Source organism: Martinezella lusitana (genome assembly GCF_016901135.1).
Classification (GTDB): Bacteria; Pseudomonadota; Alphaproteobacteria; order Rhizobiales; family Rhizobiaceae; genus Rhizobium; species Rhizobium lusitanum_D.
Genome location: NZ_JAFEVL010000061.1, coordinates 163,322 through 174,980, shown reverse-complemented (window position 1 = coordinate 174,980; position 11,659 = coordinate 163,322). Strand labels below are relative to the sequence as shown.

General features: G+C 60.5%; 12 protein-coding genes. 8 read left to right on the top strand and 4 right to left on the bottom strand.

The genetic code is table 11. From position 1 onward, the window contains the following. Positions 1-95 precede the first annotated feature (95 nt). On the bottom strand, positions 96-1,202 hold the full coding sequence (locus tag JTP94_RS26315; RefSeq protein WP_204853357.1) for a TRAP transporter substrate-binding protein: 1,107 nt from the start codon (positions 1,200-1,202) through the stop codon (positions 96-98). 292 nt (positions 1,203-1,494) lie between these two features. On the opposite strand from JTP94_RS26315, the gene JTP94_RS26310 reads away from it, so the two are divergent. Further along, a complete protein-coding gene (locus JTP94_RS26310) occupies positions 1,495-2,283 on the top strand; it encodes a gamma-glutamyl-gamma-aminobutyrate hydrolase family protein (protein ID WP_204853356.1) in 789 nt (262 codons plus the stop codon). On the opposite strand, the gene JTP94_RS26305 is transcribed toward JTP94_RS26310, so the two are convergent. From JTP94_RS26305 to JTP94_RS26295, 3 genes are all read right to left on the bottom strand, one after another. Next, a complete protein-coding gene (locus tag JTP94_RS26305) occupies positions 2,284-3,252 on the bottom strand; it encodes a 2-hydroxyacid dehydrogenase (protein ID WP_204853355.1) in 969 nt (322 codons plus the stop codon). Positions 3,253-3,281: 29 nt separating this feature from the next. Beyond that, entirely contained in the window at positions 3,282-4,304 is a 1,023-nt protein-coding gene (locus tag JTP94_RS26300; RefSeq protein ID WP_204853354.1) for a LacI family DNA-binding transcriptional regulator, read from the bottom strand. A 118-nt stretch (positions 4,305-4,422) separates the two neighbouring features. Continuing rightward, positions 4,423-4,935, bottom strand: coding sequence for a MarR family winged helix-turn-helix transcriptional regulator (locus JTP94_RS26295; RefSeq protein WP_204853353.1), 513 nt, complete (start codon positions 4,933-4,935; stop codon positions 4,423-4,425). An 86-nt stretch (positions 4,936-5,021) separates the two neighbouring features. Here JTP94_RS26295 and JTP94_RS26290 point away from each other — a divergent pair, with 86 nt between their 5' ends. The 7 genes from JTP94_RS26290 to JTP94_RS26260 all read left to right on the top strand — a co-directional run bounded on the left by JTP94_RS26290 (position 5,022) and on the right by JTP94_RS26260 (position 11,639). Further along, positions 5,022-5,813, top strand: a complete 792-nt coding sequence (locus tag JTP94_RS26290) for a creatininase family protein (protein ID WP_204853352.1) — start codon at positions 5,022-5,024, stop codon at positions 5,811-5,813. Between the two features lie 71 nt (positions 5,814-5,884). Next, entirely contained in the window at positions 5,885-6,145 is a 261-nt protein-coding gene (locus JTP94_RS26285; protein WP_204853351.1) for a type II toxin-antitoxin system Phd/YefM family antitoxin, read from the top strand. Continuing rightward, positions 6,142-6,537, top strand: a complete 396-nt coding sequence (locus tag JTP94_RS26280; protein ID WP_204853350.1) for a PIN domain-containing protein — start codon at positions 6,142-6,144, stop codon at positions 6,535-6,537. The genes JTP94_RS26285 and JTP94_RS26280 overlap by 4 nt, the downstream gene beginning before the upstream one ends. A 103-nt stretch (positions 6,538-6,640) precedes the next feature. Continuing rightward, complete coding sequence (locus tag JTP94_RS26275; protein ID WP_204853349.1) at positions 6,641-7,738, top strand: GTP-binding protein; 1,098 nt, start codon at positions 6,641-6,643, stop codon at positions 7,736-7,738. Continuing rightward, a complete protein-coding gene (locus tag JTP94_RS26270) occupies positions 7,738-8,727 on the top strand; it encodes a WD40 repeat domain-containing protein (RefSeq protein ID WP_204853348.1) in 990 nt (329 codons plus the stop codon). Before JTP94_RS26275 ends, JTP94_RS26270 begins: the two co-directional genes overlap by 1 nt. A gap of 16 nt (positions 8,728-8,743) precedes the next feature. Then, positions 8,744-9,559 carry a serine O-acetyltransferase gene (gene cysE, locus JTP94_RS26265; protein WP_204853347.1) on the top strand — a complete coding sequence of 272 codons (816 nt, stop codon included), beginning with the start codon at positions 8,744-8,746 and terminating at the stop codon, positions 9,557-9,559. A gap of 445 nt (positions 9,560-10,004) precedes the next feature. After that, complete coding sequence (locus JTP94_RS26260; RefSeq protein ID WP_204853346.1) at positions 10,005-11,639, top strand: phospholipase C; 1,635 nt, start codon at positions 10,005-10,007, stop codon at positions 11,637-11,639. Positions 11,640-11,659: the final 20 nt, after the last annotated feature.

The following is an 11,659-nucleotide window of genomic DNA, read 5'->3' as shown; positions in this document are numbered from 1 at the left end:
TTCGCGCATTCACCTAACAGTTACTCTACCCGCAGTATATGTTTCAAGTCACTCATGAAAAAGCAGAATATTGCCGAGCGCTTAGACGACATCGATCAAAGTTTGCCCGCCCGCTGCTGGATCATCATGAATGTATCGAAAGTATATTCCGAGAGCTGCATCCAAAGATAGGCATCCTTTTTATAGGCGACCTGATCCTCATAGATACGTTTGAAGTAGTCGTTCGACTTTGAAAGATCGGCGTACAATCCGCTGGCCGCCTGAAAGCAAGCTTCCATGATCTCTTGGCTGAAAGGACGCAGCGTCACGCCCTGCTGGACGATATCCTTCAGCGCCTGGGGGTTCTTGACATCATATTTCGCCAGCATGTTGGTGTTGGCGAAGGCGCAGGCATCGGCCAGGATCGCCTGATAGTTTTTTGGAAGAGCACCCCATTTTTCCAGATTGAAGAAGGCGTGCACAACCGCACCGCCCTCCCACCATCCGGGATAATAGTAGTATTTGGCGATCTTCTGCAGCCCGAGCTTCAGGTCGTCGTAGGGGCCGACCCATTCGGCGGCATCGATCGTGCCCTTGTCCAGCGCGTCGTACACGCCACTGACGGCAATATCCTGTTGCGGCACCACGCCGATCTTCTCGATCACCTTGCCCGCAAGGCCGGCGATGCGCATCTTCAAGCCTTTTAGATCATCCAGCGTATTGATTTCCTTGCGGAACCAGCCGCCCATCTGCGCACCTGTATTACCGGCCGGCAGACCCATTATGCCTTGCGTGGCATAGAACTCGTTCATCAATTTGTTGCCGTCGCCCTGGTAGAACCAGGCATTGGTAAGCCGCGCATTGAGGCCGAAGGGAAGGGCCGTGCCGATGGCGTAGGTCGGATCCTTGTTCCAGAAATAATAGGAACAGGTATGCGCGGCATCGACCGTGCCGGCGCTCACCGCATCGGCGGCCTGCGCGCCAGGCACGATTTCGCCGGCTTCATAAGTCTGGATGACGAAATTGCCGTTTGTCGCGTCGGAGACATGCGAGGCAATATCCTCGGCACCGCCGTAGATCGTATCCAGGCTCTTCGGAAAGGACGATGTCATCTTCCAGGTGATCTTGGGATATTCCTGGGCCAGGGCCGGGCTCGCAAGCGTGGAGGCGGCAGCGCCCGCGCCAACTGCTCCTGCCCGCCTGATGAAGGAACGGCGATCCATTGAAATCTCCCATACGGACGGCATTGCTGGGGAACGACGTTCCCGGTCATGGCGCAAGCGATGGAACTAACCACGCCGCACACGGTCTTTCAAGTTTGCTTTCGCATCGCATTATGGCGATTCCTGTACATCCTCATGACGAACGGAAACAAAGCCTTATCGAAACCACTCCGCGTTGCCGGCGGAGCGCTCTTCGCGTAGATTTGCAGCAGGGATAATCCGCCCTCGGATTGACATCATGATCATCCAGGGGTTTCAACGAATAACCATTTCGCATCTTCCGGAGCCTTGAATGTCCAGACCGATTATCGCCATTCCCGCCGATATCCGCGAGTTCGACGGCGCGACCTGGCATGCGGTGCAGCAACAATATGTCCGGGCGGCCGTCAAGGCTGCCGGGCTGACGGTGCTGATCGTCCCGGCGCTGGAAGAAGACAGTGATGCGGACGCCATTCTGGACCGCGTCGACGGACTGCTCGTCTCCGGCTCTGCCAGCAACGTGCATCCATCGCTCTATGGCAAGGAGGCTCGTGAAAGCGACGGCCCCTTCGATCCGGCACGCGATGCGACATCTTTGCCGCTCATCCGCCGGGCCATCGATCGCGCCATTCCCATGCTTGCCATCTGCCGCGGCATTCAGGAACTGAACGTTGCCCTCGGCGGTACGCTTGCCAGCGAGATCCAGGAACAGCCGGGCATCTGGGACCATCGCAAGCCGCAGAATGTCGATCGCGATACGATGTATTCCATCCGCCAGAGCGTTTTCGTCAAGGAAGGCTCCTGCATCGCCCGCGTCGTCGGCCCGGGCGAAGTGCGGGTCAACTCGCTGCATCGCCAAGCGATTGCCGATACGGCCCCGAGACTGCAGGTGGAGGCGCTTGCCGAAGACGGCACGATCGAAGCCGTCTCCGTCATCGGCGCGAAGGCCTTTGCCGTCGGCGTGCAATGGCACCCGGAATATTGGGCGGAAACGGACTCGCCGTCACGCAAGCTCTTTGTCGCATTCGGCGACGCCGTGCGCGACTATGCTGCGAGCAAGGAGCGGCCGGTCGCCGCTCCTCATCAGCAAAAAGCCATTTGATCAGCCGCGCGGCTTGACCGGAGTTTCCGGCACCGGCGTCAGCGGCTTGCCCTTCGCGAACCACTCGATGATGTTGTCGGCAACGAGATCGGCCATCGCGTCTCGCGTCGGCACGGAGGCGGAAGCCACATGCGGCAATAGCGAAACGTTCGGCAGCGAGAGATAGCCGGCCGGGACATTGGGCTCGTCGTAGAAGACGTCGAGGCCGGCGGCGCCGAGCGTTCCGTTGCCGAGCGCTGCAATCAACGCATCGTCGTCGACGGACCAGCCGCGGCCGACATTGATGAATACGCCCTGCGGTCCGAGCGCCGACAGGATCTCAGCATTGATCACCTTGTGCGTTTCCGGCGTCTTCGGCACGATGGAGATCAGCGTATCCACCGATTGAGCCATCTCCTTCAGGGTCGGATAGTAGTCGTAGGGCAACGAGTCGCGCGGCGAGCGCGTGTGGTAGCCGATCTTCACCTTGAACGGCTCAAGCCTTCTCGCGATCTCCAGGCCGATGCGGCCGAGACCATAAATGCCGACGCGACGCCCCTTCATCGAGAAGGGCGAGAGCGGAAAGGCTCCATCCTTCACCCAGCGCCCATCGCGCAGCCAGCTTTCCGCTTTCGGAAATTGCCGCAGCGTGTTCAGCAGCAAGGCGATCGCCGTATCGGCAACTTCATCGTTCAGGACATCGGGCGTGTTGGTGACGACGATCCCCTTCGAGGCGGCATGCTTGACATCGATGCCGTCATAACCGACGCCGAAATTGGCGATGACTTCCAGATGCGGAAAGGCATCGATCCAGGCGGCATTCACGCCGCCGGCGACCGCGATGCCACGCACGCGCGCCGCGACGTTCGCATCGACCTGAGGCTCGTCGTTGCGATCAACGGAGACGACATCGAATTGCTTCCCGAGCCTTTCAAGAACACGCGGGTGTATCTTCCCCGGAACGAGGACGGTAATGCGATTATCGGACATGGATCTTCCTCTTGAGATACGGTTCGGCGCTACTGGCGAGCTTTGTAGGGCGTCGTCGACTGGCGGATGCGCATTTCCGGCTTGATAAGATGAATACCATCCGGCTCATGGCTTCCCGCTAACCTATCCAAAAGTGCTCGCGCTGCAAGCCTTCCGACCTCGGCCTGGCCGTTCCACACGGTGGTCAGCGCAGGCGTTGCGATCGCCGCTTCCTCCAGATCGTCATAGCCGGTGACCGAGATGTCCCGTCCCGGCACGAGGCCGGCGCGGGAAATGCCGTTCATCAGGCCGATGGCGACCAGATCGTTCCAGCAGACGGCCGCGGTCGGCTTCTGCGGCAGAGACAGGAAATGCACGGCCGCCTCGAAACCGCCCTGCTTGGAGCGCGCGCCGGGAATGCGCAGATCGGGGTCCACTTCGATGCCCGCCTTGCGCAGCGCATTGACATAGCCCTGATAGCGGTCACGCCCGGTCGAGGTCTGATCCGTGCCGCCGATCATGGCGATGGTGCGATGACCGAGGCTGATCAGGTGGTTGGTCGCAAGCGAAATTCCGTAGCTGTCGTCGCCGCGAAAGGTCGGCAGATCGAGAGCCTCGATCTGGCGCGCCACGAGGATGGCCGGCATACCGTTTGCTTCTGCCAGCTCGAAATCTTCAGGCGGCGTTCCGATCGCCGGCGACATGATGACACCGTCGCCACCGAGCTGCAGCAGCGTCTCGATGAAGGTCCGCTGCTTCTCGACCGAATCATAATGGTTGGAAAGGATGAAGGTGTGGCGGCTGCGGTCGAGCTCGCTTTCGATCGCCTTGAGAATTTCCCCGTAAAAGGGGTTCATGATGTCATGGACGACGACGCCGATGATCCCGGATCGCGACGTCCTGAGACTGGCCGCGCGGCGGTTGTAGATATAGCCCAGCGCGCGAGCCTGATCCTTGATCTTTTCGCGCGTGTTGGTCGCGACCAGCGGGCTGTCGCGTAAGGCTAAGGATACTGTTGCCGTTGAAATGCCAAGCGTTTCCGCAATCGTCGAAAGCTTTATCTTTTGCGCCACGCGCACCCTCCCCGTGAAACGCAGCCATATTCACATTCCGTCGTTTTACGATTCCGGAATTTAAAATATTTAATTAAAAGGTTTAATCACGTCGTGCAACTCGAATTCTCGGGGATTCTCAGAATTCGTCTTCGTCCTCGTCGTCATCGCCGGCCTGGAGATTGCTTTCGATCGCCTTGAGCAGGCGCACGAGCGAGCGGATGTCCTTCTCGGAGAAGCCGCGTGTGGCGAGTTCATCGCAGGTGGCGGCCGAGCTTTCAATCTCGCTGACGCTGTTGCGTCCCGCCTCGGTAAGGTAGACCTTGGTCAGCCGGGCATCTTCGGCATCCGGCCGGCGCTCGACGAAGCCCTGCGCCTCCATGCGGCCGATCGTACGCGTCATCGTCGGCGCCTTGACGCCGAGCTTCTGCGCCAGCGACCCAGCCGGAAGACCGTCGGTTGTCGCCAGTGCGAGGATGACACCGTCCTGCCCGGCATAGAGACCGCTCGCCGTCAGGCTCCGCGTTATCACCGTACGCATCGACCGCGCCGCCTGCGTTAACGCGGGCGACAGATCGGCAAGCGTATAGTCGCGGTGATCCTTCTTTTTACCTGACTTACTTTTCTTCCCGACCTTGTTCTTCTTACCCATCGTGATTCCGTTGACCTTTTCGCCGATGCGCCATCACGCTATGACATTGCGCAGGTTATTGACATAAACAAGAGGCACACCCTCAGATGGCGCATCCTTTGCCATGTTTCGACGACAATGATAGGACATTGACGCCGCGGGAGCGGGCAAACTGGATCGCCGTGCTGCCGCTTGGCGCCTATGAGCAACACGGCCCGCATCTGCCCTTCGAGACCGACACGCTGATCGCCGAAGGCATCGTCTCGCGTCTGAAGGTCGCCTTGCCCGCCAATTTACCTGTCACCTTCCTGGCCGTCGAGCCTGTCGGCTACTCCGTCGAGCATATGGACGTCGCCGGTTCGAGGACCCTGGACTCCGACGAAGCCATCAGGCGCTGGCTCGGCATTGCCGAGCGGATGAGCGGGCTCGGCATCCGCAAACTCGTCATGCTCAATGCTCACGGCGGCAACTCGCCGCTCATGACCATCGTCGCGACGGAAGCGCGCGTGCGCTTCGCCATGCTGGCGGTGGCGACCAGCTGGACCCGCTTCGGCATTCCGGACGGACTGATCGCGCCTGATGACAAGGCCATCGACATTCACGGCGGCGATATCGAGACATCGGTCATGCTCGCCCTGCACCCTGAAAAGGTCGATATGTCGAAGGCCGCGGATTTCCCATCCCGGCAGTCCGACTATATACAGCGCTTCAAGCACTTGCGAGCCTATGGGCCGCATGCCTTCGGCTGGAAGATGTCCGATTTGAACACGCAGGGTGTCACCGGCAATGCGGGCGCCGCAACGGCGGCAAAGGGCGAGCAGCTAGTCGCGCATACGGTGCGAGGGCTGGTGGAGCTTTTGCAGGATGTCGATCGGTTCGATGTGACGAAGCTGCGATAGCCGATCGCTTGTATCAAGCGGCGCAATCCATCATATTATCAGCAATTATCTTTGTCCGCCGGGAGGCAGATATGCGTATTTCCCTCGATGATGCGGAGGGCCAACTCAAAGAATTGGTACGACTTGCAAAGCAAGGCGAGGAAGTTGTCCTGACACAGGATGGTCTGCCGGCTGCACGCATACAGCCAGTGAAAAAGCCCATGACATCCGCGGAAAAGGAAAATCTGATCAAAAGGCTGCAGGAGGAGATCAGGAAGAAAAACTTGCCTCCAGGCCCCGATGCCGCCGGAAGCCAGGATTTCCTGTACGATGAACATGGCTTGCCCAAGTGATTGTCATCGATACTTCGGCTCTTGTTGCGATGCTTGCAAATGAGCTGCACGCTTCAGCATGCGAAGTCGTGTTTGAGAGTGAAAATCGCGTCCTTATCTCAGCAGGAACAATGCTCGAAGCACTCATTGTTGCGACACGGCGCGGCTTCAGTCAGCAAATGCGGGAGCTTCTGACCTCGCCTGCGATCGAGGTTATCGAAGTCACCTCGGAACGCGCGGAGCGTGCCGCAGATGCGTATTCGCGTTGGGGCAAGGGAATTCATCCAGCCGCCCTGAATTACGGCGACTGCTTTGCTTATGCGATCGCCAAGGAATTCGGATGCCCTCTCCTCTTCATCGGCAATGATTTCTCACAGACCGACATTGAGCCAGCCATCCCAAACCTAATGTGATCTTATAACATACAAAAGCCTTTGAACTGACGCTGCCAACTCCTTATATGGAACCCGACCAATGTCCGCTCCCCGGGGCAACCTTCCATATTTCGAGGCTCCCATGACCGAAACAGCCACGCAAAAGCCCATTCCCGTCACCGTTCTCACCGGCTATCTCGGCGCCGGCAAGACGACGCTGCTCAATCGCATTCTCTCCGAAAACCACGGCAAGAAATACGCCGTCATCGTCAACGAATTCGGCGAGATCGGCATCGACAACGACCTCATCGTCGAGTCGGACGAAGAAATCTACGAGATGAACAATGGCTGCGTCTGCTGCACGGTGCGCGGCGACCTCATCCGAGTCGTCGAAGGCCTGATGCGCCGCCCTGGCCGCTTTGACGGCATCATCGTCGAAACGACAGGCCTTGCCGATCCTGTTCCCGTCGCCCAGACCTTCTTCATGGATGACGATGTCCGCGCCAAGACGGAACTCGATGCCGTCGTCGCACTCGTCGACGCCAAGCACCTGCCGCTGCGCCTGAAGGACAGCCGCGAGGCCGAAGACCAGATCGCCTTTGCCGATGTCGTCGTCATCAACAAGTCCGACCTCGTATCGCCGGAAGAGCTGGCGCAGATTGAGGACATCGTCCGTGCGATCAACCCGGCCGCCCGCGTCTACAAGACGACCCGCTCCGGCGTCGACCTCGCCCGCGTGCTGAACCAGGGCGCCTTCAATCTGGAACGCGCACTGGAAAACGACCCGCATTTCCTCGATCACGATCATGAGGATCATGTCTGCGGCCCGGATTGCGATTATGACCATCACGACCATGATCACCACCATCATGACCACGACCATCACCACCATGATCATGACCACAGCCACCATAACCACGGCCCTTCGCCCATCCACGACGTGACGGTGCAGTCGGTGTCGCTGCGCGGCGGCGAGATGAATGCGGAGCGTTTCTTCCCCTGGATCCAGAAGATCACGCAGACCCAGGGACCGAACATCCTGCGCCTCAAGGGCATCATCGCCTTCAAGAACGATCCGGAGCGCTATGTCGTCCAAGGCGTGCACATGATCATCGAGGGCGACCATCAGCGTGCCTGGAAGGATGGCGAAAAGCATGAGAGCCGCCTGGTCTTCATCGGCCGCGAGCTTGACCGCGAAAAACTGGAAGCAAGCTTCAAGGCCTGCGAGGCGTCTGCCTGATGCCGACTGTCGCTCCGCTTGATATCGACGGCCACGTTCTGGCCGTCGAATTTTTAGGGGACACCCCCTTCTTCGCCAGCGCCGCCGGCGCAATCCATCGCCTCGAGGGTGGAGACAAGGTCACCGAGGCCCATCGGGGCATGCTGACCTGCATTCACGATCCCCATAGCGACAGCCTGATTTCCGGCGGCGAGGACGGCAAGGTCCTGCGGATTGCGGCCGATGGCAGTGTGACGGTTCTCGCCGAAGCCCCGCGCAAATGGATCGGGCAGATTGCCGCCGGTCCGCAGGGTTCGGTCGCCTATTCCTACGGCAAGAGCACTTTCGTGCGGCTGGCCGACGGCTCGACGAAGGAATTTCCGGAAGAGCGCACGGTCGAAGGCATCGCCTTCGCTCCCAAGGGCATACGTATAGCCGTCGCCCGCTACAACGGCGTATCGCTGCACTGGGTTGGCATGAGCGCGCAGCCGGTCAATCTAGAATGGAAGGGCGCCCATACCGGCGTCACCTTCTCGCCGGACGGTCAGTTCATCGTGACAACCATGCAGGAAAACGCCCTGCACGGCTGGAAGCTGGACGCCAAACCGGGCGCCGAGGCGCGACATATGCGCATGACGGGCTATCCCGCCAAGGTGAAATCCCTGTCCTGGTCCAACAAGGGCAAGTGGCTCGCCTCTTCCGGTGCGCCGGCGGCGATCGTCTGGCCCTTCCAGGGCAAGGACGGACCGATGGGCAAGGCGCCGCTCGAGCTCGGCACCCGCGCCAACATCATGGCGACCTCGGTAAAGTTCCACGCCGCCGAGGATATCCTCGCCATCGGCTTCATCGACGGCATGATCCTGGCGGTCCGCCTCGGCGACGCCAAGGAAGCGCTCTTGCGCCGGCCAGGCAAGGGTGCGATCACATCGATGAGCTGGAGCAAGTCCGGCAAGCTGCTGGCCTTCGCCTCCGAAGCCGGCGATTGCGGCGTCGTCGACGTCTCCGGTTAAACAGAAAGACAAGATCATGCCCCAGTCAGGAACGGCAATCGCCGGAAAGACCCCTGCCTCAGCCGAAAGCGTCTGGGATGTGATCCGTCGCGAGGCCGCCGAACTCGCTGAGCGCGAGCCGACGCTCGCCCCGCTGCTGCAGGCGCAGATTCTTGCCAGCCGCTCGGATGCCGAGAGCCTCGCCAATGTGCTCGCCGCACGGCTTTGCGTCGTCCGGATCGAGCACGACGATCTGCTTTCGCTGCTCTCCGGCGTGCTGGTGCGGCATGTCGCAATCCTGCAAGCAACCGAAGCCGATCTCGTCGCCGTACGCACCCGCGATCCCGCCTGCTCGACCTATCTGCATGCGCTTTTGAATTTGAAGGGCTTTCACGCCCTGCAGACCCACCGCATCGCCCATGTGCTCTGGACCGAAGGCCGCACCGAAATCGCCAGCTGGCTTTCCAACCTCGTCTCGCTCGTCTTCGGCCCGGATATCCATCCGGCGGCCAGGATCGGCTCTTCCATCATGCTCGATCATGGCTCCGGCATCGTCATCGGCGAGACAGCCGTGATCGAGGACGAAGTTTCCATCCTGCAGAACGTCACGCTTGGCGGCACCGGCAAGGAGAGTGGGGACCGGCATCCGAAAATCCGCCATGGGGTGATGATCGGCGCCGGCGCCAAGATCCTCGGCAATATCGAAGTCGGCGCCTTCAGCAAGGTGGCGGCGGGCAGCGTCGTGGTGAAAGCCGTACCACCCCACTGCACCGTTGCCGGCGTCCCGGCCACGGTCGTTCGCATCCACCCCGCCGATGAGATCCCGGCGGAAACGATGGATCAGAATATCTAGCCTCGATCTCTGAGGGACCGTGGCCGCCCCGTCCTTCGAGGCTCCGCCCCCCTTCGACAGGCTTAGGGCGCTGCGCACCTAAGGATAAGGTTGGGTGAGTTCGGAGCCACGACAAACGATTGAGCCTTCCTTGCCGCCAAGTAGGGAAGGACTAGTCCTCATGGTGAGGAGGCCCACAGGGCCGTCTCGAACCACGAGGGCGGGTGATCAGCTGCCTACCCCCGCCCGTGACATAAGGTAGCATCGCCAGCGCCTCATGCCTTGCCAGCATACAAACCCCTCCTTCATTTCAGCAAAAACAGCCGCCAGCCGCACCTCTCACGCGTGCAATTTTTCTCCCCTTCATGGAACTGTCATACTCCGTTGATAGCTCGAAAGAGTTCTCTATGCCCGGCGCGGCGCAACAAGCGCCGGAGCAATGCCCCCACTCGAAGAGGATATGACGATGACCAGTCTTTCGCGTCGCGCCGCCCTTGCAGCCGGCAGCGCGCTTGCACTTATTTCGCTCTGTTCCACCGCCAGCGCCGCCGATATGGCGCCCGCGACGAATACCGCAACGCCGATCAAGCACCTGGTCGTTATTTTCCAGGAGAACGTCTCCTTCGACCACTACTTCGCGACCTACCCCAAGGCAGCCAACATCGCCGGCGAGCCGGAATTCAAGGCCGCCGACAACACGCCGGCCGACATCAACACACTCGCAAATTCCGGCCTGCTGGACAACAATCCGAACAAGACCAACACGGCGAACGGTGCCGACGCCGCAGCCCCCTTCCGCCTCGATCGCACGCAGGCGGCCACCCAGTCCCAGAACCATGGCTATACGGCCGAACAGGCCGCCTATAACAATTTCGCCATGGACCTCTTTCCGGCCAATACCGGTCACGGCACCAAGGGTGCGGCCGGCGCCTTCGGCACCAAGGGCCAGGTCATGGGCTATTATGACGGCAACACCGTCACCGCCCTCTGGAACTACGCCCAGCATTACGCACTGAACGACAATTCCTTCTCCACCAATTTCGGCCCCTCGACCCCCGGCGCGCTGAACCTCATCTCCGGCCAGACCAATGGCGCCATCCTGCCGCCCGGCTACACGCTGGAAAGCGACGGCACCTATTCCAAGGGTCGCATCGTGCCCGATGGCAGCGGCGGCTGGACCGCCATCAGCGATTTCGACCCGACGGGCGACGTCTGCTCGGCCGGCCAGACGGCCCTGATGTATGGCAAGAACATCGGCGACATGCTGAACGAGCATAAGATCACCTGGGGCTTCTTCGAAGGCGGCTTCGACGTGACGCTGACCAATCCCGACGGCACGACCGGCTGCAAGCGCGCGACCACCTCGACCGTCACCAAGGTCAACAGTGCCGACTACATCCCGCATCACCAGCCGTTCCAGTACTACGCCTCGACGGCCAACCCAACGCATGCGCGCCCGTCCTCCGTGGCCGCGATCGGCACGACGGACGTCGCCAACCATCAGTACGACACAACCGACTTCTATGCGGCCCTGAAGAACGGCAACATGCCGGCCGTCAGCTTCCTGAAGGCGCCTGCGTATCAGGACGGCCATGCCGGCTATTCCGACCCGCTCGACGAGCAGGAATTCGTGACCCAGGTGGTCAACACCGTTCAGGACTCGCCGGACTGGAAGGACACCGCCATCATCCTTCTCTATGATGACTCCGACGGCTGGTATGATCACGCCCACGCAGTGGTCAATCCGTCCAAGCTCGGCGTCAAGGGCTATGACGTGTTGAGCGGCGGCGACAGCTGTTCGACCGGCACGCCGCTGCCTGGCGTCAACGGTCAGCCGGCCCAGGGTCGTTGCGGCTACGGCACGCGCCAGCCGCTGCTGGTCATCTCGCCCTACTCCAAGGTCAACTTCGTCGATCATACGCTGACCGACCAGACCTCCGTCATGCGTTTCATCGAGGATAACTGGATGGGCGGCAGCCGCCTTGGCGGCGGCTCGTTCGATGCCATTTCCGGCTCGCTGAAGGCTATGTTCGACTGGTCCAAGGGCGGCGATACGCCGAAGCTGATCCTCGACACGAAGACCGGCAACCAGGCCTCTTGATGCATAAAGGGGGACGGAAA

Excerpts from the sequence above, each read along its gene's own strand:
- JTP94_RS26315 (WP_204853357.1), bottom strand. The coding sequence starts at position 1,202 with ATGGATCGCCGTTCCTTCATCAGGCGGGCAGGAGCAGTTGGCGCGGGC.
- JTP94_RS26310 (WP_204853356.1), top strand. The coding sequence starts at position 1,495 with ATGTCCAGACCGATTATCGCCATTCCCGCCGATATCCGCGAGTTCGAC.
- JTP94_RS26305 (WP_204853355.1), bottom strand. The coding sequence starts at position 3,252 with ATGTCCGATAATCGCATTACCGTCCTCGTTCCGGGGAAGATACACCCG.
- JTP94_RS26295 (WP_204853353.1), bottom strand. The coding sequence starts at position 4,935 with ATGGGTAAGAAGAACAAGGTCGGGAAGAAAAGTAAGTCAGGTAAAAAG.
- JTP94_RS26290 (WP_204853352.1), top strand. The coding sequence starts at position 5,022 with ATGGCGCATCCTTTGCCATGTTTCGACGACAATGATAGGACATTGACG.
- JTP94_RS26285 (WP_204853351.1), top strand. The coding sequence starts at position 5,885 with ATGCGTATTTCCCTCGATGATGCGGAGGGCCAACTCAAAGAATTGGTA.
- JTP94_RS26275 (WP_204853349.1), top strand. The coding sequence starts at position 6,641 with ATGACCGAAACAGCCACGCAAAAGCCCATTCCCGTCACCGTTCTCACC.
- JTP94_RS26270 (WP_204853348.1), top strand. The coding sequence starts at position 7,738 with ATGCCGACTGTCGCTCCGCTTGATATCGACGGCCACGTTCTGGCCGTC.
- cysE (WP_204853347.1), top strand. The coding sequence starts at position 8,744 with ATGCCCCAGTCAGGAACGGCAATCGCCGGAAAGACCCCTGCCTCAGCC.
- JTP94_RS26260 (WP_204853346.1), top strand. The coding sequence starts at position 10,005 with ATGACCAGTCTTTCGCGTCGCGCCGCCCTTGCAGCCGGCAGCGCGCTT.